Source organism: Paenibacillus sp. RC67 (genome assembly GCF_030020805.1).
Lineage (GTDB): Bacteria > Bacillota > Bacilli > Paenibacillales > NBRC-103111 > Paenibacillus_S.
Genome location: NZ_CP125098.1, coordinates 5309901 through 5334732, shown reverse-complemented (window position 1 = coordinate 5334732; position 24832 = coordinate 5309901). Strand labels below are relative to the sequence as shown.

At 44.4% G+C, this 24832-nt stretch carries 22 protein-coding genes and 4 pseudogenes; 16 read left to right on the top strand and 10 right to left on the bottom strand.

Annotated features, from left to right (window positions below; genetic code table 11):
• Window positions 1-223 precede the first annotated feature (223 nt).
• The 5 genes from QMA13_RS24225 to QMA13_RS24205 are packed head-to-tail and all read left to right on the top strand — an operon-like array spanning window position 224 to window position 5548.
• Window positions 224-2548 carry a xanthine dehydrogenase family protein molybdopterin-binding subunit gene (locus QMA13_RS24225; protein WP_481858245.1) on the top strand — a complete coding sequence of 775 codons (2325 nt, stop codon included), beginning with the start codon at window positions 224-226 and terminating at the stop codon, window positions 2546-2548.
• The gene (locus QMA13_RS24220) at window positions 2535-3374 is read left to right on the top strand and encodes an FAD binding domain-containing protein (RefSeq protein WP_282936291.1); all 840 of its coding nucleotides are present in this window, start codon (window positions 2535-2537) and stop codon (window positions 3372-3374) included. The genes QMA13_RS24225 and QMA13_RS24220 overlap by 14 nt, the downstream gene beginning before the upstream one ends.
• Window positions 3371-3844, top strand: coding sequence for a (2Fe-2S)-binding protein (locus tag QMA13_RS24215; protein WP_282936290.1), 474 nt, complete (start codon window positions 3371-3373; stop codon window positions 3842-3844). Before QMA13_RS24220 ends, QMA13_RS24215 begins: the two co-directional genes overlap by 4 nt.
• 44 nt (window positions 3845-3888) lie before the next feature.
• The gene (locus tag QMA13_RS24210) at window positions 3889-4932 is read left to right on the top strand and encodes an XdhC family protein (protein ID WP_282936289.1); all 1044 of its coding nucleotides are present in this window, start codon (window positions 3889-3891) and stop codon (window positions 4930-4932) included.
• Window positions 4919-5548, top strand: a complete 630-nt coding sequence (locus QMA13_RS24205; protein WP_282936288.1) for a nucleotidyltransferase family protein — start codon at window positions 4919-4921, stop codon at window positions 5546-5548. The genes QMA13_RS24210 and QMA13_RS24205 overlap by 14 nt, the downstream gene beginning before the upstream one ends.
• Here the strand turns inward: QMA13_RS24205 and QMA13_RS24200 are convergent.
• The 4 genes and pseudogenes from QMA13_RS24200 to QMA13_RS24185 all read right to left on the bottom strand — a co-directional run bounded on the left by QMA13_RS24200 (window position 5506) and on the right by QMA13_RS24185 (window position 8653).
• Window positions 5506-6534, bottom strand: coding sequence for an FUSC family protein (locus QMA13_RS24200; RefSeq protein WP_282936287.1), 1029 nt, complete (start codon window positions 6532-6534; stop codon window positions 5506-5508). The two genes, QMA13_RS24205 and QMA13_RS24200, sit on opposite strands and share 43 nt — an antisense overlap.
• A 21-nt stretch (window positions 6535-6555) precedes the next feature.
• Window positions 6556-6674: pseudogene (locus tag QMA13_RS24195) on the bottom strand (SDR family oxidoreductase); the annotation flags it as partial.
• A gap of 582 nt (window positions 6675-7256) precedes the next feature.
• Window positions 7257-8249, bottom strand: coding sequence for a Gfo/Idh/MocA family protein (locus QMA13_RS24190; protein ID WP_282936286.1), 993 nt, complete (start codon window positions 8247-8249; stop codon window positions 7257-7259).
• A gap of 68 nt (window positions 8250-8317) precedes the next feature.
• Window positions 8318-8653, bottom strand: coding sequence for an AbrB/MazE/SpoVT family DNA-binding domain-containing protein (locus QMA13_RS24185; RefSeq protein WP_282936285.1), 336 nt, complete (start codon window positions 8651-8653; stop codon window positions 8318-8320).
• Window positions 8654-8843: 190 nt separating this feature from the next.
• On the opposite strand from QMA13_RS24185, the gene QMA13_RS36690 reads away from it, so the two are divergent.
• Window positions 8844-9146 (top strand): transposase, encoded by a 303-nt coding sequence (locus QMA13_RS36690; RefSeq protein ID WP_481858244.1) that lies wholly within the window; start codon window positions 8844-8846, stop codon window positions 9144-9146.
• Between the two features lie 153 nt (window positions 9147-9299).
• Here QMA13_RS36690 and QMA13_RS24180 read toward each other — a convergent pair whose 3' ends face one another.
• The 3 genes from QMA13_RS24180 to QMA13_RS24170 are packed head-to-tail and all read right to left on the bottom strand — an operon-like array spanning window position 9300 to window position 14613.
• Window positions 9300-9524 carry a hypothetical protein gene (locus QMA13_RS24180; RefSeq protein ID WP_282936284.1) on the bottom strand — a complete coding sequence of 75 codons (225 nt, stop codon included), beginning with the start codon at window positions 9522-9524 and terminating at the stop codon, window positions 9300-9302.
• Between the two features lie 13 nt (window positions 9525-9537).
• Window positions 9538-9801, bottom strand: coding sequence for a DUF5132 domain-containing protein (locus QMA13_RS24175; protein WP_282936283.1), 264 nt, complete (start codon window positions 9799-9801; stop codon window positions 9538-9540).
• A 57-nt stretch (window positions 9802-9858) separates the two neighbouring features.
• Entirely contained in the window at window positions 9859-14613 is a 4755-nt protein-coding gene (locus QMA13_RS24170) for a cation-translocating P-type ATPase (RefSeq protein WP_282936282.1), read from the bottom strand.
• A gap of 206 nt (window positions 14614-14819) precedes the next feature.
• Between QMA13_RS24170 and QMA13_RS24165 the strand changes: the two genes are divergently transcribed.
• The 3 genes from QMA13_RS24165 to ppk1 all read left to right on the top strand — a co-directional run bounded on the left by QMA13_RS24165 (window position 14820) and on the right by ppk1 (window position 17883).
• The gene (locus tag QMA13_RS24165; RefSeq protein WP_282936281.1) at window positions 14820-15044 is read left to right on the top strand and encodes a hypothetical protein; all 225 of its coding nucleotides are present in this window, start codon (window positions 14820-14822) and stop codon (window positions 15042-15044) included.
• A gap of 125 nt (window positions 15045-15169) precedes the next feature.
• Window positions 15170-15526, top strand: coding sequence for a glycine zipper domain-containing protein (locus tag QMA13_RS24160; protein ID WP_282936280.1), 357 nt, complete (start codon window positions 15170-15172; stop codon window positions 15524-15526).
• Between the two features lie 173 nt (window positions 15527-15699).
• A complete protein-coding gene (gene ppk1, locus QMA13_RS24155) occupies window positions 15700-17883 on the top strand; it encodes a polyphosphate kinase 1 (protein ID WP_282936279.1) in 2184 nt (727 codons plus the stop codon).
• A gap of 5 nt (window positions 17884-17888) precedes the next feature.
• Here ppk1 and ytfJ read toward each other — a convergent pair whose 3' ends face one another.
• Entirely contained in the window at window positions 17889-18281 is a 393-nt protein-coding gene (gene ytfJ, locus QMA13_RS24150) for a GerW family sporulation protein (RefSeq protein ID WP_282936278.1), read from the bottom strand.
• A gap of 188 nt (window positions 18282-18469) precedes the next feature.
• Between ytfJ and ftsH the strand changes: the two genes are divergently transcribed.
• From ftsH to QMA13_RS24125, 5 genes and pseudogenes are all read left to right on the top strand, one after another.
• Window positions 18470-20320: an ATP-dependent zinc metalloprotease FtsH gene (gene ftsH, locus QMA13_RS24145; RefSeq protein WP_282936277.1), complete on the top strand. Its 1851-nt coding sequence runs from the start codon at window positions 18470-18472 to the stop codon at window positions 20318-20320.
• Window positions 20321-20622: 302 nt separating this feature from the next.
• Window positions 20623-20772 carry a hypothetical protein gene (locus tag QMA13_RS24140; RefSeq protein ID WP_282936276.1) on the top strand — a complete coding sequence of 50 codons (150 nt, stop codon included), beginning with the start codon at window positions 20623-20625 and terminating at the stop codon, window positions 20770-20772.
• A gap of 62 nt (window positions 20773-20834) precedes the next feature.
• Window positions 20835-21041 (top strand): annotated as a pseudogene (locus tag QMA13_RS24135) (transposase); the annotation flags it as partial.
• A 21-nt stretch (window positions 21042-21062) separates the two neighbouring features.
• Window positions 21063-21263, top strand: a pseudogene (locus QMA13_RS24130) (IS3 family transposase); the annotation flags it as partial.
• Window positions 21264-21312: 49 nt separating this feature from the next.
• Window positions 21313-21420, top strand: a pseudogene (locus QMA13_RS24125) (sigma factor-like helix-turn-helix DNA-binding protein); the annotation flags it as partial.
• Between the two features lie 804 nt (window positions 21421-22224).
• Here QMA13_RS24125 and QMA13_RS24120 read toward each other — a convergent pair.
• On the bottom strand, window positions 22225-22689 hold the full coding sequence (locus QMA13_RS24120; RefSeq protein ID WP_282936275.1) for a VOC family protein: 465 nt from the start codon (window positions 22687-22689) through the stop codon (window positions 22225-22227).
• 99 nt (window positions 22690-22788) lie between these two features.
• Between QMA13_RS24120 and QMA13_RS24115 the strand changes: the two genes are divergently transcribed.
• Window positions 22789-23715 carry a helix-turn-helix transcriptional regulator gene (locus QMA13_RS24115; protein WP_282936274.1) on the top strand — a complete coding sequence of 309 codons (927 nt, stop codon included), beginning with the start codon at window positions 22789-22791 and terminating at the stop codon, window positions 23713-23715.
• Between the two features lie 64 nt (window positions 23716-23779).
• On the top strand, window positions 23780-24115 hold the full coding sequence (locus tag QMA13_RS24110) for an SRPBCC family protein (RefSeq protein WP_282936273.1): 336 nt from the start codon (window positions 23780-23782) through the stop codon (window positions 24113-24115).
• A gap of 240 nt (window positions 24116-24355) precedes the next feature.
• Here the strand turns inward: QMA13_RS24110 and QMA13_RS24105 are convergent, their stop codons facing one another.
• Window positions 24356-24760 (bottom strand): CBS domain-containing protein, encoded by a 405-nt coding sequence (locus QMA13_RS24105; RefSeq protein WP_282936272.1) that lies wholly within the window; start codon window positions 24758-24760, stop codon window positions 24356-24358.
• Window positions 24761-24832 lie beyond the last annotated feature (72 nt).

Here is a 24832-nt window from a genome sequence, read left to right as displayed (position 1 = left end):
GACATGAAGGACAAGGGATCTAGGTGATTTCGAACAAATTGATTCAGGTTGCATTATAGCCTACAAAAGGCGGCAAAAGGAACGGAAGTATGAAGCAGAATCGAAGTCCCTATGATGGAAGATTATTCATAAAATAAAATAATACGGACAACAGATCTTGTATATACATAGGCATAAAGAAGTTGAGCGCTGCAAGGCTTTTTTTGAAAAAGGAGGGATCATCATCAGCCATTCGATTGGGAAAAGCATTCCAAGAAAAGAAACATGGGAGAAAGTTACAGGGACAACCCAATATGTCAATGATATTTCGACACCAGGGCTACTGCATGTCAAAATAGCTATCAGTCCGCATGCTCACGCTAAAATAAAATCGATCGATGCGTCCGAGGCCATGAAAATTCCGGGTGTAAGGGCAGTCATAACAGGAAGATACTTCCCGATGCTGACCGGATCACCATTGGCTGATCGACCGCCAATCGCAATAGATAAAGTGAGATATTATGGCGAGCCCGTCGCCCTTGTTGTTGCGGAACAAGAATATATTGCACAGATGGCAGCAAACCGTATCAAAGTGGATTATGAGCCTTTACCTGCCGTCCTTTCTCCAAGGGAAGCTTTTCAAAAAAATGCTCCGCTCGTACATGAGCGTCTTGCTGAGTACAAGCGGCATGAAGAGGTTTACCCGGAGCAGGGAACTAACATCGCGAATCGAACAAAAATACGCAAGGGGAATATGGAGGAAGGATGGAGGAATAGTCACCATACGGTTGAAGTCGAGGTCACCTTACCGCAATCGGATCACGCTGCGATGGAAATGCGATGCAGTACAGCAGAGATTATGCCAGACGGCAAAGTGATTATCCATTCCGCTTCACAATCGCCTTATGTTATTCGAAGAGCAATCAGCCAATCGTTTCATATTCCGCTTCATAAAGTGATCGTTCACACGCCCCTGGTCGGAGGCAGTTTCGGCGGAAAAGCCGCGATTCAGATGGAATTTCTTGCTTACTTGGCTTCCTGTGCGGTTGGCGGAAGAGCTGTGAAATTAGTAAACTCCCGTGAGGTGGATATGATCTCATCTCCAATCCATATCGGATTGGATGCCAAAATCAAGCTTGGCTGCACCCGTGAAGGGAAAATGATGGCCGCCGAAATTTTGCATCTGTATGATGGCGGGGCGTATTCGGATCGGGGTGCGGTCATGAGCCGGGCGGGAGCCGTCGATTGCACGGGGCCTTATCGGATCGACAACGTTCATTGCGATTCTTTATGCATGTATACGAATCACCCTTATTCCACTTCCTTTCGAGGATTCGGGCATCCGGAACTTACGTTTGTTATAGAAAGAGCGATCGATTTATTGGCGAATCGGGTGGGCATGGATCCTTTGGAATTTCGTTTTTATAATGCGATAGGGCCAGGGGATACATCACCGACACAAACTTTACTGGATAGGAGTAATTTGGGGGATTTGCCCATGTGCATTGCAAAATTGAAAACATTAATCGATTGGGACGACCGTCCGTCAAGGGAAACCGATGGCCATCTCATCAAGGCAAAAGGGGTGTGCTGCTTCTGGAAAAATTCGAGTACACCGACGGATGCCGGAGCGGGAGCTGTTATCGTATTTAATCCCGACGGAAGCGTTAATTTGCTGTGCGGTGCTGTTGAAATTGGTCAAGGTACAAGGACAGCGCTGACTCAACTGTTGGCCGAAAGGTTGCGTATAGATGACCGGATGATACATATCTCTACGGAAGTCAATACCGAGACCGACCCCCATCATTGGAAAACGGTGGCGAGTCGCAGCACCTTTTTAGTCGGCAATGCGATTCTGAATGCAGCCGACGATGCCATTGAACAGTTAAAAAAGATAGCGGCAATCGTACTGCAATGCCTACCTAAAGACTTGGATATCGGAGAGGGCAGGGTATTCTTTAAAGACCGTCCCGATATGGGGATAGCAATTGAACAAATCGCAAACGGATACAAATTTCCGAATGGGAATACGATCGGCGGTCAAGTCATTGGACGCGGGAGCTATGCGATGCGGAATTTAACCTTGATGGACCCTGAAACTGGAAAAGGAAATCCAGGACCGGAATGGACGGTAGGCGCTCAAGCAGTAGAAGTGGAGTTGAATACGAAAGAATACACGTACAAAATCGTTAAAGCGGCAACGGTCATTGATGCCGGCAAGGTGATCAATCCGGAATTTGCCCGCAGCCAAATTACAGGTGCCATGAGCATGGGCTTAAGTCTTGCCAGTCGTGAAGCTTTTTTATTTAATGATAAGGGCGACGTTCTAAATCCGCAATTTCGAACGTACAAACTGATTCGTTATGGAGAGCAGCCACAGTACTTCGTTGATTTCGTCGAAACGCCTCATTTGGAAGCGCCTTATGGATTGCGAGGAATCGGCGAGCATGGCTTGATTGGCATGCCCGCTGCATTGGCGAATAGTCTGACCGTCGCCGCAGGGGTAGAGATGAATCATTTGCCTCTGACGCCAGAGATGATCTGGAGGACGATCCATGATTCCGTTTGATTTTGAATACTACAAACCTTCTTCTGTTCAGATGGCTGTGGAGTGGTTTCAGTATCTGCAAAAGCAGGGGAAAAATCCGATATATTACGCCGGTGGGACGGAAATCATCACATGGGCTCGAACAAATTCCATTCATCCGGGTGCTGTTATCGATTTGAAGTCCATTCCGGAATGCAGTGTAATGGAAATGCAGAACGATAAGCTGATTATCGGAGCTTGCATCACGCTATCGACTTTATCCGCGGCGAACCCGTTCCCGCTGCTCAGTGAAACAGCTCAGGGGGTTGCCGACCAAACTGCCCGGAATCAAATCACGCTTGGGGGAAACATTTGCGGCAAAATTTATTATCGTGAGGCCGTGCTGCCGCTTCTGTTGGCAAACAGCCATATCGTTATAGCAGGAATGCAAGGGATAAGAGAAGCTTCCATTCACCAAGTTTTCTCACAACAAATGAGATTGGGCAATGGTGAATTTCTTGTGCAGACATTAACAGACCAAAGCTATTTATCACTGCCGTTCGTTCATTACAAAAAACGGCAGATCGGTAGTGTAGGCTATCCGCTTGTAACCGTAGCTGCGCTCAAGAAAGATAAACAGATTCATACCGCATATAGCGGTGTCTGCTCATTCCCGTTTCGATCCGCCCAAATCGACCAGGCATTGAACGATTCCTCAATACCGTTGGCAGCAAGAATTGAACAGGCGATCGGCAAATTACCTGCTCCATTGTTAAGTAATACGGAAGGATCCGCCCCTTATCGGAAATTTGTGCTCAAACAAACGATGGCTGATGCGGTACACAGGCTCGAAAGAGGTGAAGCATGACATTGCGCGATTCCGCTATGTATCCGGTTGAATTCGAAGTTAACGGCGAGAAAAGAATGATTCGAGTAAGAGCTGCGGATATCCTCTTGTATACACTTCGAGATAATCTCGGATTGACAGGAAGTAAATCCGGTTGCGGTAACGGCGACTGCGGAACGTGTACGATATTGGTAGAAGGCTTACCCATGAAATCGTGTCTTATACTCACTGTGGAAGCTAGTGGAAAACAAATCATTACGATCGAGGGTTTGTTGAACTCCCCTGTACAAAATGCCTTTGTTCAAAATCAAGCGTTCCAATGCGGATACTGTACTCCTGGCTTTATTGTGAACTGTGAAGGCTTACGGAATATGCTCCCATATGCAGATGAAGGAACCATCAGGGTATGGTTGGAATCTAACATTTGCAGATGTACGTCCTATGAAGAGATTCACAATGCAGTGAAGGACGTTTTTACGCCGAAAAAATAATAATGGGAACCCATGCCTTACGGGATCCTAAAGGAGGAGCGAGGTTGGAAGAAATACATCGTATTTTGGAAGCCATTCAACGTACCGACCTAAGAAGTGTGCTTGCGACAATTACCCAAGTGGAAGGGAGCGCATACCGAAAAGAAGGAGCCTCCATGCTGTTTCTGGAAGATGGTTCACAATTAGGGGTATTAAGCGCCGGCTGTCTTGAAGCTCATCTTTCGGTCTGTGTGCCCGATATTTTGGAAACAGGCGTTTCTCGAAGCTTTGTGTTCGATATGCAATCATTGGAGCCGATGGCCTGGGGGGAAGAACCGGGTTGCGGCGGTGTTGTTCATGTAACGATGGAGCCGGTACAAGATGAGTTTGTGGATTATTTATATACATTGAAGCATTATTTGGATCGGAAGATCGAGGTCATCCTCGTTAAAAAATTCGGTTCGGATGGCTCTGTTACCGATTATGGTTTCTTGACCAGAGATAGGCACCTGTTTGGGGAGTGGCGAGGAGAATTTCCACAGGAACTCATACATTCGATGTTATCCGACGATTCCCGAAGGAGCGGAATGAGATTTGTCTCATCCCTACAATCGGATATATTCGTCCATACCTATTATCCCAAACCGCGTCTGATCATATTTGGTGCGGGACCGGACGCAAGGCCGCTTGCCGCATTAGCGACTGCCACCGGCTACGCTGTTATCGTCTCCGATTGGAGACCTGTTTTATGCGATCGACGTTATTTTCCGGATGTTGAATCTATTCTATTGGGGTTTCCAGAGGAAACAGTAGGGATGATGCATTTTACACCTTACGATTACGCAATTGTTATGACTCATAATTTCAGGAGGGATCAGCAGCTGGTTCAACTTCTTGGGGAGCGGCAGCTTCGCTATCTCGGCATTTTGGGATCTAAAAGTAGAACCGAACGTTTGTTAACGGCCATGCCGGTTCGGATAAAAGTTCATTCTCCCGTCGGACTTGTCATTGGAGCAGAGGGGCCAGAGGAAATCGCAGTGAGTATTATCGCAGAACTAATACTTGAAAAAAATAAAAAGCAAAAAGTGGTTATCCATGAAGCAGAATAATATCGTTGGCATTTATTTAGCGGCAGGCCGAAGTAGCCGAATGGGTTCGGATAAGCTTCGGCTTCCTTTGGGACCAATGAATTTGGGGAATTATGCGTTGGCTGCAGCCTTGAGCTCCAACTTGGATTATGTTCTGGTAGTATCCAATGAAGCAGCAGTAGAATGGATGGACAACACCTTTTACAATGACCCGAACAAACGGAAATGGTCAGTTATTCGCTGTTCTGAAGCGCACTTGGGGCAAGCACACTCGCTGCGGTTCGGTGTACAGACTGCACTCGCGATGGAAGCGGCAGCCGTGATGATAGTACTGGCGGATCAACCGTTCATTTCAAAAGAGATGATCAATGAGCTGCTTATAAGGTTTCAAACGAACAGAAACATTAGTTTTGTGGCCTCAAGATATGACGGTTTGGCAAGACCGCCGGTTATTTTTGCTCAGCGAATGTTTCCGGAGCTCCTGCGATTGCAGAACGATCAGGGAGCGAGACATCTTATTCGAACAGTAACATCGGGAATTTGCATCGATTTCGCAAGTCCAGACTTGTTCATCGATGTGGACACTGCCGAAGATTACAGAATTTTATTGGAAAAATTCAGGTTTTGGAAATCTTGAATAACTTGTTCGGCGTTCATATATAACGCAAGCGGGTATTGGTAGTTCTCCATTTGGACAGGGGCTTTTATTTGCAAGGCTAACCCTTTAACCGAGCTAAATGCTTCCGGGTCATCTAAAGCCTGTTTCCATTGCTTTACAAGTTTCGCTAACATGGTTAAATGATCGGCCCATATTCGTTGATTTTCTTTAGCAAAATGACCACTTTCGGACCATTTGGCGCAAACTCGTATCATGTCGGCAAGATTGGCATAACCAGAGCGAAGATGTTTCATTTTCCGGGTTAGTTCTTGCAAGCTAGCGCGCTTTTGGGTACCTAATGGATTGTAACGTAAGCTTTGCTCCGCTTTATCCAACTCGGTTGTTGTTTGGTGAAGCTCCTGGAATAACGTTTGCAATTTTGTTTGCAAGATTTGAGTTTTACTTGAAGAACAGCCCTCTTTAACCCAAAGTGCAGTGTTCATAAAATGGTTGGAAAGATGATCTGCGAAATGGCTCATTTTTTTTCGGGCTTTGTTAACGGAATCGGGTGGGAAAATCAAAATATGGATTACGATGGCGACGACTGCACCGATAATCGTATCGCGTATCCGATCAAGGGAGTAGCTCGGCATCTTGCTTTGAAAGTACATGACCAATAAAATGCTGAGTGCAACTTGTACCATGATGGCGTGATCTAATTTCAACCACGTTACGATCAGAGCCCCAACGAGAAGAAGGAGTCCTATACTCCAGCCGTTTAAGCCGACGTACGGTGCTATGGTTACAGTGAAAAGAATGCCGGCAATGGTCCCCAAAACCCGCTGCCAAACAAATTGTATAGATTTGTCGACGGTTAATTGAATGGACAAAATAACCGTCAGAGGAGCCAAATACGGATGTTTGGACCCAGCCCACTCTGCAAGTTCCCATGACAATGCTGAAGCTAAGGGGATTTTCCATACAACCCCTTTGTATTTGATAAAATCTATCAATTTATTCGTCATTTTGTTCTCTCCATCTTTATCTTATCCGTACATAATGAAGCCGCCGGTGACATGAATAAATTGCCCTGAGAGACGTAAGAAGAATCGTCCGAAGCCAAATATACGTAAGCGGGTGTGACTTCATAGGGCTGCCCCGCCCGCTACATCTAGGAATACAGTTTTAAGTATTATTCCCAGTGGACTCAATATTAAACGATCAATGGCACACATAAACATTCGGATCATGTAGCAGTGATTGATTCTTTACCTGAGTAGCGTACTCGTAGTTGCGATTTCCCCTCTTCCTACCAAGTACTGATTTGTTGTAGATAGGGATGACCATAATACCCGTTCGATACAGTCAATCTTCAAAGAAACGGATTAAGGACACCCTGATTTTCGAGAAACTTGGATTAGGAAAACGGCCAATAAAAAATCACCTATATCTAAGACATAGGTGAAAAGTGGGTAATGACGTCGGCTAATAACGTCACAGTTTATAATAATTCCTCATGCTTTTCTTTGATATGTTATGTAGGCACTTCTGACTGTATTGTTCCAGTTTTGGACTGCTTTTTGTGATATTTCCACAAGAATAAATTGAATACATGTAAACAATGTGTAGGCCTTTATATTTCAGGGGTTTTTCACATGCTCGTTTAGATAACTAACGATAAAAAATATACGCTAAGCCTTCATAGACTTAGCGTTTTTTCATATTTTAAAGGCCCTGGGAAGAATCATTAAAAGGACCTTATTGGTTCTCCAGCTTTATAATATATGTCGGTTATCAGTTCCGTTGTCGTCTTTGCCGATTCGCCCTGGATAAATGGAGAGCGATCCTCTTCGATCGATTGGACAAAATCAACAACCAAGCGTTCGAATAACGATTCGTTCGTCGGCGCGTTCTCTGAAAAAATCGGCGGATCGAGCCCCGGAACATCAAAAGTCACGATTTCACTATAATTCGCAAAAATCGTCCCCTTCGTACCGGAAATTTCAATCCCTTCCTTCTTTAAACCAAAGCAGGAGGTGGATGTCTCGATCATGCCAATGGCACCGTTCTGGTAATGTATGATTGCGTAACCGTGATCCTCAGTTTGAATATCGTGGTAAACCTGAAACATTTTCGCAGTGATAACTTCCTTGTACCCTCCACACAACCATAACGCCAGGTCGATAATGTGGCTTCCCTGCTGAATGAAAGGTCCGCCGCCATCTAGCTCATGAGTACCATGCCAAGAATTGTAGTAATATTCTTTGGGTCTAAAATACTTAAGCCCTACATCAACAACGGTAATTTGACCTAGCTTACCGGAATCAATGATATTTTTGATATATTGCAAGTGACTGGCGAATCTACGCATATAGGAAACGGTTAATTTTACTCCATATTCCTTGCAGCTTGCGATCATTTCCTGTTGCTTCTCCGGTGAAATATGTAGTGGCTTTTCACAAAGGCAATGAAGTCCTAAACGGGAAGCCTCCATCACGTTCTGATAATGTACTGCGTTAGGAGTACAAATAATGACCGCCGTCGCACCCGCATTTTTTGCAACCTCGCCTAATTTTTTGCCGAAAAAAGGTATACTGAACTCACCAGCAAATGCTTCGACCTTTTCCGCATGACGACCAACCACACCAACAATTTCGGCGTTTGGGACTTTGGAGAAGGCTTTGAGGTAGGATTTACTGATCCCCCCGTGACCGATTAAAATCAACCGTTGTTTTTGCAAGCAGAATACCTCCATTTTCAGGTAAATATATGTTTTGAATCAACTGTGTTCACACAGCACCCCTAAATTCAAGTATTCTCTTTTTTCAAATCTTTCAACGAAGCAAACTCCCCCTGCTCATACTGCTGCTCGGGCTCCGTAATGTCCTTCATAAGAGCTTTTGCAAGTTCTTTTTTGCATTTGGGAATTTTCGCCTGAAAGTCTTCTTCAGAATACCCTTCGTTAATCAGATCTCGTTTAATTAAATCCTCCAGATCGTCTAACAAATTCCTTTTAAACAAAATCAAACGGCCTTGTTCATCAATGTCAATTTTTAGGTTGTCGCGGGGGTTGATATTTACTTTTTCACGAAGCTCTTTGGGTATCGTGATTTGACCGCGTTCATTAACTTGAATGACGAACATCCTTATACTTCCTCTCATAATTCAGTATTCTGAATTCATAATTTCTGAATTCAGAATTTACTATAACATATTCTTTCCGATTCCACTATCGTGTACGATGGTTCAGTAGAAAACAAAGTCGTGGCTGCCGGCATTGATTGGCAGCCGCATTATGCTCTAATGGGAAACGATAGCATTCAAAGCTTAAAGGCTGCCATATGGGAAAATCCTTCGATATACTCACATCAGCTTTCACACGGATAAACAAGCTTACACAAAGATGTATGCCTTAGAAACCAAGGACTGTAAGCAATGCGCGTTACGTACCCGTTGTTTCGGAAAAACAGGAAATCGAAAGACAGTGCAACGCCCGTTATTTCAAGAAGCGAGAGAACGAAATGTTGCCCGTTCACGTTCAAACGAATATGTTGCTATTCAGAAAGCAAGGCGCGTTAGGTGCGAGGGCAGTTTCGGAACACCACCGAACATTGCCTTCTTTCTGCATTGGCTTTAAACATAAAACGAATGATAAAAGCGATGTAAACCATCATGTTTGCTCACTCAACAAGTACTTTTAAAAATGAAAATGAAAAAAAATAAAGTGGTCTAGAGGGATTTATTCCCTTTAGACCACTTTGTCAACACTCCCATCCAGAGGACTTTGTGGTTAGCGAATTCGTGGAAACGTAATCCATCCGAGAAGATTGATTCTCGATTGTTTCCCTTTTTCACGAACTTGACCGATAAATTCTCCAAGAAATTGTTCCCATTTCAAGCCGATTTCTTTTTTTGCGTCATCCTTCTCAAGCACGCTTCGAACACTAAGGTCAAGTGCGGTTTCGAGATGGGATAAAGCTTCTTGTAAATGATAATCGATGGTTTGCTCCGACATTCCTTCGTACTCCTCACTTATCTTGATCATCAAGCATAGCAATCTCTTTATCAAGCTGTTTCTTCATCCGCTCGAATTGAGCTTCGGCTATAATATCCTCCACTTCCTCACGGGCTATTTGAAACATGGAACGGGTGCGCTGCAGCAAGCCAGCGCCACCTTGTGCTCCGCTGCCAGCGAGGGGACGCAGTGCCGATTTTGCAATGGGAATAAGGGCTGAGACGGCAAGAGAAAGTGCGGCGCCGATAATCACTTTCTCGATGTTTCTTTGATTCATGGTAAACTCCCTCAATATGTATTTGGTTGCTCGGTGTGAAAGAGAGGTAGCTGCGGCTTACGCCGCAGCATGGGTATTCTCGATGTTTGGTTGCACAGGAAAGGCATCTTGTGTTTTTGCAATGAGAGATAGCAGCGGTTTGGATAAGATGGATACAGACCCGGCCACCCCAATGATTGGAATCCATTGAGCTAAGGAGAGCGGAGCGGTATGGAAAAATCCAGCCAAAGGGGGTACATACAAGGCTGCAAGCAATGCTATCCAGGAGATGCCAAGAGCACCAAGCAGAAACCGGTCTCTGCCCCAATCGCGTACCGTTTCGTTCGAGCCTTCTTGACGCCAGGAGAAGGTTTGAAACAATTGGCCAGCTACCAGTGTGGCAAAGGCAACACTTTGGGCTACCGGAATGGATGCGCCAGCCGCTAAGCTTGCTGCAAATAAGCCAAGTGAACCTACTCCCAGAAGTAATCCTTTGGTAATGACTTTTTGATACAGTTCCTTATCCACGATATCCATCCGCTTCGTTTGCTTTGTCTTGCTTCCCGGGTTTATTGCCAATACCATGGCAGGCAGAGCATCGGTCAACAAATTCATCAGCAAGATCTGAATAGGGACTAAAGGGATGGGCAAACCGATCATCACGGCGGCGCTGGTCACGATAATTTCAGCTAAATTGCCGGTTAACAAGCAGCCAAGTGCTTTGCGAATATTACTGATGATGGTTCGTCCTTCTTTGACACCATCAACTATCGAGCCAAAGTGATCCTCTGTCAGAACCATGTCCGCTGTTTCTTTCGTCACTTCCGTACCGGTTCGTCCCATGGCAATCCCTACATTGGCTTGCTTGATAGCAGGAGTGTCGTTGACACCGTCACCCGTCATGGCAACAATATGTCCCTGTTTCTGCAAGGCCTTCACAATTCGGAGCTTATGCTCAGGTGTAACCCGTGCAAAAATACAGACTTGCTCTGCCGTGCGGAGCAGTTCTTCATCTGTCATGCGGTCGAGTTCATGTCCGGCCAACACTTTGTCGGTATCGTTGTAAATTCCGAGCTGCTTCGCGATGGCGATAGCGGTAATCGGATGGTCACCGGTAATCATCACAGGCTTGACGTCCAAGGACAAAGCCTCGCGAATACTAATCTCGACATCAGCCTTTGGAGGGTCCATCATTCCTGTCAGTCCTACATAAATAAGATCATTCTCGTCAAATTCATGCTGCTCTACTTTTTCTTCAATGGGCCGATACGCAAATGCAAGCACGCGCAGGGCATCAGCCGACAATTGTTCATTTTGCTGTAAAATGTGCTGCTTCTGTGCTTCGGAGAGGGGATAAATCTCCCCATTTTTCTGATACCGGCTGCAATGACGCAGAATGGTTTCGACAGCACCTTTAGAAAACACGTAACATTCCTGCACGGTTCGGGTATTTTTACAGACGACACTCATTTTGGCCGTGCCTGAATCAAAAGGAATCTCAAGGCCGCGATGCCAATGGGAAAAATCCTTTTCCCATAATCCATTTTTGGCAGCCAGCGTTAAAAGAGCACCTTCGGTCGGATCTCCCTTGGTTATCCAATGTCCTTCTTCCTGCTCAAGCTTGCTGTTGTTGCACAACACACAAATTTGCATGAGGCGATGCAAATCCGGATTACCGGTATCTCCATGCTGAGCTGCTGGCTCCATTACGCTTTCTAATACTGAAGCCGCAGCGACTTCCGGATTGAGCTCCTTTAATGTGCCTATCGGCTCATAACCGTCACCAGTGACCTCCCACGAACGATCTACCGTCGCTAGTGCTTTTACGGTCATTTCATTTTTGGTTAAAGTCCCAGTCTTGTCCGTACAGATGATCGTGGTTCTGCCTAAAGTCTCCAAGGAAGACAGCTTTCGAATCAGCGCATTCTTCTTAGCCATGCGATAGATCCCTGCGCTTAAAGCAATGGTAATCGTAACCGGAAGTCCTTCCGGGATGGCGGAAGCTGCAAGGGTTATCGATGTTGTAATCATTTGTGTTATAGGTATTCCGCGCAGCAGTCCAGTTAAGAAGACGATTCCTCCAGCAACGAGTGCGCCTTTCATAAACTTTTTACTGATCGAGGTTACCTTTTCTTGTAAAGGAGTTACTTCTTTTTCATGTTTTTTGAGCAGGGACATGAAATGGCCCATTTCCGTATTCATACCGGTATTTACTACAATGCCGATGCCTTTGCCTCCGCAAACATCCGTACCCATGAACAGCATATTTTTGCGCTCGGCTAGAGGACAATCTGCTTCCATTACGGCTTCGTTCTTATCGACAGGCAAAGACTCGCCGGTTAGGGGAGCCTCATTGACACGCAGATTCCACGATTGGAACAACCGGACATCAGCCGGAACACGATCTCCTGCTTCCAAACAAACGATATCCCCAGGCACTAGCTCCGCTGCGGACATTTCCATTTGCTGTCCATCCCGAATGGTCTTGCAAAGCGGAGGTTGGAACTGGTTAAGCGTCTCTACCACCTTTTCCGCTTTACGTTCCTGAATCGTTCCAACCGCTGCATTAGCGAGTAGAATCACACCCATCGCCAACCCGTCGAAGATACCGCCAGTGAATAGTGCAAGAACAGATGTTCCCAGTAAGATCAGCGTGGTGAATTCTTTGAATTGTGCCAAATAAGAAACGAGCCAAGGGGAGGGCTGTTTAGTTTCAAGACGGTTAATGCCGTATCGGTTTCTTAGGGCAGCAATTTGATCCGAAGTCAACCCGTGCTTGTGATTGACGTGAAAGCCATCTGCAATTTGCTCGCTCGATACAGCGTGCCACATGGAGATCTCCGATGCGGCGGCAACTTCGGTCGAACTTCCGTGGGCAGATGAATAGGGAAAAGCTTCGCTTATTTTCTTGGTCCTCGACATGAATACAAGGGATAAAGCATCCGCAGCCAGGTTAACGACCGGAGCACTTAACATACCAAAAGTAGCTAAAGCACCTCCGAAGAGATTCCATTTCTTAGTGATTTCAAAATGCTGGTTGACCGTGTGATCGATGGTTTCGGCGAAAACGGCACTTTCTTGTATCTGTTTCAGCTCATGAACGGAGATTGAAGGGATGCCTGCTTCCTTAAACAAATATTGAACAGGGCTTTGCTCTGGTCCATGAACAAATAAGACTTCTTCGCCTTGCAGCTGCAGGCCGGCAATCTTTTCAAGCATGTCTCCATACTCAAGTGAAGTCCAGCTGGAGTCCATAGCATGTTCAGACAGCACACCATCACTTATTTGCAAACTATTTTGCAACAATCCGACATCCCAACCCTTTTCTTTTAACACCGTTGCAGCGATACCGAATTCATTGATAGTCATTTCTTGGTGTCTGACCAGCAGTCCCAAGCATTCATTGCTTTTGGTTTCCTGTTTCCCAGCAAAAAGTACAACGCAGCCATTTCTTATCAGCCTTTTAGCCTTTAGCTCATAAAGGGAGCAGTCGATGCCATGGTCCTGAAGATATTTGCAGCTGCCTAGCAGGATTCGAGTATCATTGATTTTACCTTGAATGCCTTGCTCTTCTTCCTTCATGTGAAATGCAGTTCGCAGGGTCCGGCAAGTTTGTTTGGCTTTCGTCCATATTTCATCTCTCCACGGATGATTGCTTTTCTCCATTAAGGAAGCTGCATAACAGATGATCTTATCTGTATCCTCGTCATTTGTCGTTACACATTGTATTTCTTCAATTTGCGGTTGGTTATAGAGAAGAGATGTATCCTCCACCAAGACGGTTCTCGTCCGGGCAAGCTGAGATAATGAACCTTTGGCTGGAATGAGGTACTTCCGATCATTGGACACGAGCTCAGCTTGATCCCATGCACATTGCGCAGGAATGGTCATCGGCCTTGGATTTGCAGCCAATAGAACAGCGATGGCACGCAGAGGATCCCGAGTGGCGGCCCAGGTTACACCGGCTGCAACGAATCCCCATTTGCCAGCTTGCTCGCTGTATCTTTGAATTTCGGGCGATAAACAATTTCTTTGATGGTCAGAAGAAGCAGACCGGCTCCTTTTCCAGTACACGTATTGCAAAACACTGAGCCCGGCCAATACCACTAGATTCTCACGCAGAAGTGCAAGAGCGAGAGCACTAGTTCCTAATACAAGGTCAGAGTTTAACTGTCTGTTACGCGAATACGCTTGTACACCCCTTTTAAGAAAAGGGAAGCCAGTTACTACCGACACGAGGGCGGACAAATAGAATGGAACAGGGCTCCTTGCCATAGCCGAAGGCCCCATCAGAAGTTGTTTGGCCCCCAGCACAGCTAAGCCGCCCATAGATAAAGCCAGTGGAAGAGGTATTTTCTCCGCAGGTTCTTTGATAGTCTGATCTTGCAGTTGAGGAAGCACCCTCATGTCTTGAGGCAGGTCGGTATTCCAAGCTGTTGCAGCGGCTGCCTCATGCTTTGCTTCAACCATGTGGAGCTCTGAAATCACAAACTCAGAAACTTCCGGTTTTGACTGAAGGTTGTCTGATAGGGAGGGGTCCCGCTCCTCAGGGGAATTCTCAGAATTCATCAAGGAAACGGGTAATCCCATTTGCGTTTCAATGTCAAGAATTCTATTGAAAATATCTTGAAGGGCAATTCGCTTTTCGTCATAAAGAAGCAGTAGTCTGCCTGTTGCCGTACAAGGCTCTGCTTTGATAATCCCGTTAGCTGTTGAAAAAGCTTGGGATATAAGCTCTGCACCATGCTGATTCTGTTTCAAGCCGTTAATTTCTATGCGCATTCTTCCCGGTATGACCCGAAGAAACCTGTTGTTGCTTATACATGAAGACATCCGCTACTCTCCTTATACGAAATCCCTAAAAATTTATTTGGTTAGTATTAACACAAAGATTGGATTTATTCGTTATTTTTCGTTAGTGAACTCGATGTATAAAAAAACCTTTTTATGGAATTATTTAATAACCCGATGAAATTGGATAGTCATTAGCATTGCTTTATCGGACATCTGAGTAACCTATATCAAAAGGAGTTGTGTTCATGCTCAAATCCCCATTCGGTATACTAATAGGTGCAGCGGCTTTCGTACTTGCCGTTTCTCCGGAGGCAAGAAAAGCCGCCCGCAGGCTTGCTGTGAAGGGAACGGAAATGGTACTAGAGGTATCCGATCATATAAAGGAGGCAGCTTCCGTTCGTCAGGGAGGCCAGCAGGTAAAGCATTCTAATGTAGAGAAAACGAGCATCCGGTTGGATGAGCAAGATTGAGGACCATGGTCGGTAAAATAAGGCGTGAGCATGGCAAATGTATGCAAAGTTTTCAAGGATATTTTCTTCAATCCTAAGGAACAATTTATTCAATGAATTTATAATTACATCAAGGAGTGATCATTATGCTTCAAGGCGGTTCATTATGGGGTGGTCTTATTGCTGGAAGTTTGTCTGAAATCAACGATATAAAGAGCTTGTCAAACGGTCAATTAAACAAAAAAGATTTTGCTGTTAAAACAACAGGGAACGTGACAGGAGCTTTAGGCGTGATGGCAGGCATTGAATATGGTGCAATCGTGGGTACCAGTATTTTTCCAGGTGTAGGGACAGTCATAGGCTCTGCTGTTGGTGGAATCATGGGCAATATGTTGGGTCAAACGATAGGAGTCAAAGCCGGGAACGCCTTTGTAAATCATCCCTTGGTGAATAATATGACGCAGACGGTAACGCAACCCGCACAAGAGGTAATGACCAAGTAAATTTTTACGTGTCAAATCATACTTTACAGAAATAAGGGAAAACGATCATGCAAAATAACGAAAATGAAACCACAACCGGGTTCGTCACCATTCGTTGCAGTTCTACATGGCAGCTTTTCCGCAAAATCGGAGTGCTTTTGTTCAGAAAAAAAGGATGAAGTGGAGGACGCGCCGTGGCCAATGTCACACAGTGGACTAAAGCTGACAGCATTTATATCAACCGAGAGATAAGCTGGCTTCAATTTAACCGGCGCGTTCTTCAAGAAGCTCAGGATGACAGCACCCCACTCTTGGAAAGAATCAAATTTCTATCTATTGTCTCCACCAATCTGGATGAATTCGTGAGTGTCAGGGCAGCTGGTATCATGGAACAAGTCAAGTCAGGGAACCATAGTAAGGATTTCACCGGGTTCACCCCAAAGGAGCTGCTTAAGCAAGTAACAGCCATGATCGAACAGCTGGCAGCCGATCAGTATGCTACTCATGAACAGATTTGCCATTTACTCCAGCAGCAAGGCATCGTGTTTACGACGTTTAGTGATTTGGATGGTCAGCAGAAAAAGGAACTGGAAGCCTACTATGTTCAAAATGTGTTTCCGGTATTAACTCCTTTGGCGATCGACAGAAGCCGACCATGTCCGTTGATTCGCACGAAAAGCATTTACTTGGCTATTGTATTGAAGGAAACTAAAGCAGTGGCGGCAGATAGTCAGGGTACGAAGCTTGCCTTGGTTGAAATCCCGGCTAATTTATCGCGCTTTATTGAAGTTTCCTCCCAAGAGGAACATGCCAAGAAACACTATATTTTGCTCGAGGACCTGATCAAATCACATATTCACACGCTGTTTACGATGTATTCACCAGTATCCTTTCATGCTTTTCGCTTGACCCGGAATGCGGATTTGTCATTGGATGAGGAAGGCGCAGAGGATTTGCTGGATGAAATGGAAAAAGTATTGCAAACAAGAAGATGGGGGACCCCTGTTAGGCTTGAGATCGAGAAGGGCTTCGATCCATGGATACTGGAGCTGTTAAAAAGCGAGCTTGAAGTTGATAATCATATTATAATCACCACTGTCACCCCAATAGATTTAAGTTTTTTTATGTCATTTTCCAGTTCACTAAGCGGTTACGAGCATTTAAGATACCCGGGATTCGAACCAGGCTATCCCCGTGCGTTTGCGAGAACGGACGATTTTTTTGCCGTATTGCGGGAGCGGGATGTTATCGTTATGCATCCGTATGAATCGTTTGAGGCGGTGAATGATTTTATTCAACAAGCTGCTTTGGATACATCCGTGCTTGCAATAAAAATGACCTTGTACCGTTCCAATGGGGATTCGCACATTATTCAATCCCTTAGTCGAGCTGCGGAGATGGGGAAGCAGGTAACCGTTGTTGTCGAATTAAAAGCACGGTTTGACGAAGCGAGGAATATCGAATGGGCTAAGACTTTGGAGAAAGCGGGCTGCCATGTCGTCTATGGCTTAGCTGGATTGAAAATTCATGCCAAAATGACACTGGTTGTTCGCAAAGAAGAGGATATGCTGAAACGTTATATTCATGTGGCAACAGGTAATTACAATGAAGTAAGCGCAAGCATTTTCACCGATATAGGACTGTTTACAGCGAACCCGAGGATCGGAGAAGATGTGTCCAATTTGTTCAACGAAATTACCGGATTTTCCATGCCCGTGCATTGGCATTACCTCAGTGTAGCTCCAACTCATTTAAAACAGCAGCTGTTTCGATCGATCCAGCGTGAAGCAAAGCATGCACAAGAGGGGAAGCCGGCAAGGATCATTGCCAAAATGAATGCTTTGTCTAATAAAGAAATGGTAGATCAGCTCTATAATGCATCGAAGTTAGGAGTTCAGATAGATTTGATTGTCCGCGGCATTTGCTGCTTGCGCCCGGGAATTCCCGGCTTAAGTGAACACATTCAAGTGCGCAGCATTGTAGATCGCTTCCTGGAGCATTCCCGAATTTTTTATTTTGAGAATGCCGGTAATCCGCAAGTGTGGATGTCCAGTGCCGATTGGATGACAAGAAATTTGGACCGACGGATTGAACTCATGTGTCCCGTGCTAGACGAAGAACATAAATCCATGCTTATTCAACTGCTGACATTGCTGCTCGATGACAATGTTAAAGCAAGAGTATTACTTCCGGACGGCCAGTATATTCACGTCACCAATCATCTCGCTGTCTGCCGCAGTCAATTTGATGCACATTCTATCATCATGAAGCAGCAGGATACCCATGATCTTATTCATAATGAAAGCGTCCCGGACATCAAGCTGCCGCTTGACGCTTATCTAGAACAACCCGATCAAGAATGGATTATATATCATTGATGGCGTCACACTTCTGAATGGTGCTGACTGATTAATGACTGCAGTTTATCCAAAAGCTGAGGAGCAAGCTCCAACATTTTACTATAAATATTAGAGCTGTTTTCGAGAGTAATCGTTTGAACCCCTGCATGTCCAATAATCAAAAAAGCCAGCGGTGTTACGGATACTCCACCTCCTGTACCACCGCCAAATGGCATTTCAGTCTTGGTATAATCTTGGCTGTGATGGCCAAATTCACTGCCGCCCGAAGCAAATCCGAAGCTTACTTTACATACCGGTATGATAAGTGTGCCGTCGGGCGCAACAACCGGTTCTCCCATGGTCGTATTCACATTCACCGTTTCTTTTAACTGCTCCATTGCCGTTCGTATGAAGGATTGTAAGGGATGTTCTGACATTATTCAGCTTCACCTTTCTAATGTTAAAGCTCTTTTATGCCATTGTGGTCATTTTAGAAATAAAATAAACGGCCTCTTGGTAAGGAGCACTACGAGTACTAAGCGATTGATGGGAATGATGATAAATGCTTTAGGTAATAATGGGTATGTTTACTGAAAGGTACTTTGAACGAAATGAGTGAATGTTCATGGACATGAAGGGGATCAAACCACCCAAAAAATCCATCCTCTATTATTATGGAATCACTCTACTGGTGATCTTGCTGATTAATTCCATCGTGATGCCTGCTATTTCCAACTACTCCGTTAAGGAGGTTGATTACGGGACGTTCTTGCGAATGGTGAAGGATGGTCAAGTGAAGCAAGTGGACATCCAAGATAACGTGATAGTCTTTACTCCGGTCGACACATCAGAGGTCAAGATGTACAAGACAGGAGCTGTTGAGGATCCGAAGCTTGTTGATCGATTGTACGATGCGAAGGTTTCCTTTAATCGAATTATTCCAAGGCAAATGTCTCCTATCTTGAATTTCTTATTAAGCTGGATACTCCCGTTTCTTATTTTCCTGTTAATCGGACAGTGGCTTATGAAGAAGATGACTTCACGGCTGCCTGGCGGAGGGAACCCGCTATCTTTCGGTAAGAGTAATGCCAAGGTCTATGTCGAAACACAAACTGGGGTTACATTCGCTAATGTTGCGGGACAGGATGAGGCTAAGGAAGCACTGCAGGAAATCGTCGATTTCTTGCATAACCCAAAGAAATATACGGAGATCGGCGCTAATATTCCCAAAGGCGCTTTGCTGGTTGGTCCCCCAGGGACAGGGAAGACTCTGCTGGCGAAAGCGGTGGCTGGGGAGTCGAAGGTACCTTTCTTCTCCATCTCCGGTTCCGAGTTTGTGGAAATGTTCGTCGGTATGGGCGCAGCCCGCGTGAGGGATTTATTTAAACAAGCACAGGAAAAAGCTCCCTGCATCGTCTTTATCGATGAGATTGACGCCATCGGTAAAAGCCGCAATTCCGGAATTGCTGGAGGAAATGATGAGAGGGAACAGACGCTTAACCAGCTGCTGACTGAAATGGATGGTTTTGACGCGGATAAGGGAGTCGTTATTCTTGCAGCGAGCAACCGCCCGGAAACGCTGGACAAGGCGCTGCTTCGCCCGGGCAGATTCGACCGAAGAGTACCGGTGGAGCTACCGGATTTGGCAGGCAGAGAGGCTATTTTGAAGGTACATGCCAAGAAGGTGAAGCTGGCGGATCAGATCGATTTTCATGTCATTGCCAGAGCCACCTCCGGTGCGTCCGGTGCTGACCTAGCCAACATCGTCAATGAAGCGGCATTACGGGCCGTCAAATTAGGACGGACTGAGGTTACGCAGAACGATCTGGAAGAATGCGTAGAGATTGTTATCGCCGGTTATCAGCGAAAAAATGTCCTCATTTCCATGAAGGATAAGCTGACCATTGCTTATCATGAAGTGGGGCATGCTTTGGTGGCAGCTATGCAAAGTCATTCTGCACCCGTGCACAAGATTACGATCATTCCAAGAACCTCTGGCGCTCTCGGGTACACGATGCAGGTGGACGAGCAGGAGACTATCTTAATGTCCAAGGAGCAGGCGTTGGACAAAATCACGACCTACATGGGAGGACGTGCCGCGGAAGAAGTCATCTTCCAACGGATCACATCGGGTGCTTCGAATGATATTGAGCAAGCCACGAAAATTGCTAGATCAATGGTTACCCGGTTCGGCATGAGTGAGGCGTTCGATATGATGGCGCTGGAAACTGTAAATAATCCTTATCTAGGCGGAGATACCTCGCTATTGGTATCAGCAGATACAGCATCCAAAATCGACGATGAGGTGCTTACCATCATCAAAGACTGCCATCAGAACGCTTTACGGATCTTGGAGGACAATAAAGAGAAGTTACATGAAATCACAAAGTATCTGATGGAGAAGGAAACTATTTCAGGTGAAGAATTCATGGAAATTTTGCATCGCGAGCAGAGTAACAGAGGTGCTTCCGAGTGAGCTCTCTTCATTGTAAAGAATTTGCATGGCCCGTTTCATCAAAAATGAATGAAGAGAAACTGAAGGTTAAGAAGGAGCAGACTAGAGCTACTCCTTCTTGTTTTATATACAAAGCTTTTGATTATAGTATCATCTAGGAATATTCCCTGTTTATGGAGAATTATATCGGGAAGTAAGGAAGTGGGGAGGTAGTGTCATGGCAACAAAAGCAGCGAAAACAGCAGCAGGACCAACGGCGATAGTCGCAATGGAACAATATTTTCCTAAGAATAAGCGTATCATTGATTTCTAATCCTGAAGAAGTGAAGGTTATTTACATTGGTGAATTGGGCAGTGGGACACGTACTGCAGATGATGATTTTTTTGAGATGATGGAATGGATTGATAATGATGATTTTGAAGTGCAGCGAGGGAGTACGTTAGTTACATCGGAAATAATGCTGCTAGACTAAACAATGGACGCGGAGGAACGAGAGTGCGACAATAAAAGCATTCTAAATTGAGGTGTCTGACGATGAAGAAAAAGTACGACAAAGAATTCAAAATTCAAACCATAAGACTCATCCAAGAACAAGGGAAAACGGTAGCGCAGGTAGCCCGAGATCTGGGGCTTTCGGAGAACACGCTATACCGATGGATCGCTGAATTTAAACAGGACGGAAATAGCGCGTTTGTGGGTAGCGGTCAACTCAAGTCTGAAGACAAAGCGATGCGTGAACTACAGAAAATGATTCAAGACCTGGGCAACTGCTACGACAATGCTTGCATCGAATCCTTCCACAGTGTCTTGAAAAAAGAGCTCGTTTATCTGGAAAAGTACAAGACACGTGAGCAAGCAAAAAAGAGCATTTTTGAATACATTACGTGCTTTTACAATGGGAAACGAATCCATTCCTCCATAGGGTATTTGTCACCAAACAATGCGAACGTATGTGCCGTTTGACTGCGTAATTCTCTCGATTCTATGTGTCCATTCTATTGACAGAGGTCCACAGCGGGAAATTGCCAAGGAATTGGGCATATCACGAAGCTATGTGTCGCGGATTGAGAAGAGGACGCTCATGATGCTGTATCACGAATTCTATAATGCAAAGAGGTAAACACAATAAGAACGGCCTGCCTAAATGGCAGGCCTCTAAACATTGAAAGCAGGTTATGAATTGGACGAGCTTATCCAACTAGTAGAGAAAGATATAAACTTATTGAAGAAAACCATCGAATACAATGAAAAATACTATGACTATCCCTTCACAAGTAACTGTGACCACTATTATAAACTCTTACTTTTGCATAATAGATTGGAAAATTGGGAGAAGTTTTTAAATACACTCTTAACGTTTAAAAATACTCGGTGTAAAGAAATTAGTAAGAAAAGTGGTTACTTTGAAAAGGTGATGAAGATTGAAAATGAAGGCGTACCCGGTTTCGTGACGAAACAAACTAGGTTCTAAAGTAGCGGTCAAAATTAGGAAGGCAAAAGGACATATATACTCTATGAAACGTTATAAAGGCTTTAGAGAGCTTACATCAACGATCCATTTATACACTGCAGCTACAGATCGTAAACCGGTTATCGTTTTCAGGGTGAAGAATTAATTGGTAGCGGTTGTTGAAGACATAACAGAATTGCCAGTTAAGATAAAAAATGAATGCTAATTCCGTGAAATATGCAGGTTTTTCTACGCAAATTAATTCTTATGTGCAATGTTCCTTATTGATATACGGAACAAATGTTCTTATGATATAAGAGAGCCAATGGTTGGTTGATTTATGGGATGTGTGCATATGAATGACTGATAGTTTTTGTAGTAATTATGCAAATTAAATTGAATTTATAGGAAATTTGCGCCATTTCAGTCATTTAGTTTTAGCCTTCAGTTGCAAAGACCATTTTTCATAATGAGTTACCGTATGTTGGATATTACGTTATCAAGAAACTGATCTGCGTCGCTATTGAATTTCCAGTTAACCCCAAATTTATCAACTAGCATGCCAAAGCACGAAGACCAAGGAGTATTGGATAACGGCATAATGACATGGCCACCAAGGGACAAATGACTAAAGTATTCTTCCAGTTTTTGCTTATCATCGATGACTAGACTAATCAGAATATTATTCCCTTTCACCAGCTCACCTGTTACCGCCTTCATTGAAGGCAAAATGTCCGACATCATGATTTTCCCGCCTGCGAATTCTATGGAAGACTCCATGATCATATTTAACTCATTGTCCGGCATTGGGTAGTTTGGATCTTGCGGGATATCCCCAAATTTCACTTTTTTTACTTTAATAGCGTTTAAAGCCTCCGAATAAAATTCAATCACTTGTTCTGCAATTCCATCAAAGTTTAAATATGCAATAGCTGACATAAAGCATAACCTCCTTCTTGTTATAAATGGAGTATAATACATAATAGGTGACAGCTGTATGTCACCGTTTCATACTAAATTAAAAAAAGAGGGGAACCGATGGAAAAGGTTGAGAGACTAATCTCTATCATTATGATCTTGCTGAAAAAAGATGTCGTTTCCACCAAAGAATTCACGCAATTATTTAACGTTTCCAAAAGAACGATTCTTCGCGATATGGAAACCTTGAGTTTATCAAACATCCCGATCTATTCGGTCAATGGAGTTCATGGCGGCTACGGTATTATGGATGAATACAAGGTTGATAAACGTCTATTAAGCAGCTCCGACTTAGAAAATATATTGACTGCGCTCGGCGGATTGGAACAAATTCTAATTAGCGAAGGAGTTGAAATGACGATCAAAAAAATAGAAGCCATGGTTAGCCCATTGGCTCCGAAAGGTTCGATTCAACTGTCTTTTTATGATTGGGAGGGTCGGTCTGAGATTCGTCAAACCTTGAAGACATGTCAGGAAGCCATATTAAAGAGAAGAGTAGTTTCATTTGATTATATAGATAAAAATGGCACTGCGACGAAAAGAACTGTCGAGCCCTATCAGCTTCATTTTAGCGAAACGAGTTGGTATCTGAAAGGATTCTGTTTACAACGTATGGGATATAGAACGTTTAAATTATCTCGGATCGAGCATCTTAATATAAATGAACAAACGTTTAGCCCTAGAGATGATCTGTTGGAACATGAGCAGGAAGCAAATTATCAACCGGAACTAGTCTCGGTCAAGGCGTTGATTTCGCCTGTCATAAAAGATCAATTCATTGAAAGGTACGCTCGAAAGAGCATTGAATACTATAGCTCTGATTATTTATTAGCAACAATCCATGTTCCGCAAAACAGTAATGGATTTCAATTTTTAGCGAGCTTCGGTACAAATCTGAAAATCGTAGAGCCCAAAACCTATGTTGAAGAATTTCGAGATTATTTGAATAAAATGGTGGAGAAGTATACTTCAAAAGGCTCCCATTAACATTAAAATGTTAGCGGCGTGAGTATTCTTAAATCAATTATGCTGCCCGTTAGCATAGTCCTTCATGAATAATATAAGTTCCGAATTTATAATAGATTTCCGTCCGGGAGGTTATTTCCACTATAACATGCAATCTCCTGATGGTAATCAAATGTGGGGTAAATTCGTGTATCAGGAAATCGTAGCTTTCGAAAAGATTGTCTGGGTAAACAGCTTTTCAGATGAGGTGGGAAACATGGTTCGGTCCTCATTTAGCGATTTGATCCCGCTGGAAATACTCAATGCGGTAACCTTTAGTGAAAATAACGGTACTACCACAATGACCTTGTGTAGCGGACCGATAAACGCAACTGATGACGAGAGAAGCTTCTTTGAGGGCATGTTCGAGTCCATGGAATAGGGCTTCGGCGGGTACTTGATTCTTCGCCGTTCAGGACGAAGGAAAAAGAGCCGATCAGCTCAGGCGACAAGTCATCTTCAGGGCTGGTAGGCAAGTGGGTGGCTTAGGGCAAATATAAGTACGCGATAGTCCACGCACATCGCTTCCGTCTTTAGCTCCGGCGATAGAAATGGTTCGGTGGAAATAACGCCAAAGTAAATGAAAGACCCGATCATTTTCATATGATCGGGTCTTTCGCAATTAATCTGTAATATTCTGGGTGTAGTATTCGATGATGTCTTTGCGCCGGATAATACCAAGGAAGATGCCATCGTCATCTACGACCGGAACGAAGTTCTGATCTGCCGCAAGCGCAAGCATGTCGTCCAAATCTGCATCAATCTTGACGCATTCGATTTTTATTCGCTTATTGATAGAGACGACGGGAATTTCATGCATCGTATCGAAATTAAGGCCAGGTGTGGCCTTCATCTTCCATAGCAAATCTCCTTCGGACAGCGTCCCATAATATACTCCATTGTCTTGAAGGATCGGAATGGCCGAGTAATGGCACGCCTCCAATTTGTCTAAGGCTTCTTTCATATTGGAAGATGTCGTGATGTAAGAGACCTCATTCTTTGGATATAGAAATGTGTTAATGTCCACTGTGTATCACGCTCCTTTGATATATTAAAACATATTTTGCCACGCGGCGCATATGGCAATGACAGGTAATGA

Bases quoted from the DNA above. Each gene is read 5' to 3' on its own strand.
- QMA13_RS24175 (WP_282936283.1), bottom strand. From the start codon at position 9,801: ATGAATCAAAGAAACATCGAGAAAGTGATTATCGGCGCCGCACTTTCT.
- QMA13_RS24120 (WP_282936275.1), bottom strand. From the start codon at position 22,689: ATGTCAGCTATTGCATATTTAAACTTTGATGGAATTGCAGAACAAGTG.
- QMA13_RS24170 (WP_282936282.1), bottom strand. From the start codon at position 14,613: ATGTCTTCATGTATAAGCAACAACAGGTTTCTTCGGGTCATACCGGGA.
- QMA13_RS24185 (WP_282936285.1), bottom strand. From the start codon at position 8,653: ATGTTCGTCATTCAAGTTAATGAACGCGGTCAAATCACGATACCCAAA.
- ytfJ (WP_282936278.1), bottom strand. From the start codon at position 18,281: ATGTCAGAACATCCCTTACAATCCTTCATACGAACGGCAATGGAGCAG.
- QMA13_RS24220 (WP_282936291.1), top strand. From the start codon at position 2,535: ATGATTCCGTTTGATTTTGAATACTACAAACCTTCTTCTGTTCAGATG.
- QMA13_RS24165 (WP_282936281.1), top strand. From the start codon at position 14,820: ATGCTCAAATCCCCATTCGGTATACTAATAGGTGCAGCGGCTTTCGTA.
- QMA13_RS24180 (WP_282936284.1), bottom strand. From the start codon at position 9,524: ATGTCGGAGCAAACCATCGATTATCATTTACAAGAAGCTTTATCCCAT.
- QMA13_RS24115 (WP_282936274.1), top strand. From the start codon at position 22,789: ATGGAAAAGGTTGAGAGACTAATCTCTATCATTATGATCTTGCTGAAA.
- ftsH (WP_282936277.1), top strand. From the start codon at position 18,470: ATGGACATGAAGGGGATCAAACCACCCAAAAAATCCATCCTCTATTAT.
- QMA13_RS24200 (WP_282936287.1), bottom strand. From the start codon at position 6,534: ATGACGAATAAATTGATAGATTTTATCAAATACAAAGGGGTTGTATGG.
- QMA13_RS24160 (WP_282936280.1), top strand. From the start codon at position 15,170: ATGCTTCAAGGCGGTTCATTATGGGGTGGTCTTATTGCTGGAAGTTTG.
- QMA13_RS24205 (WP_282936288.1), top strand. From the start codon at position 4,919: ATGAAGCAGAATAATATCGTTGGCATTTATTTAGCGGCAGGCCGAAGT.
- QMA13_RS24110 (WP_282936273.1), top strand. From the start codon at position 23,780: ATGAATAATATAAGTTCCGAATTTATAATAGATTTCCGTCCGGGAGGT.
- QMA13_RS24215 (WP_282936290.1), top strand. From the start codon at position 3,371: ATGACATTGCGCGATTCCGCTATGTATCCGGTTGAATTCGAAGTTAAC.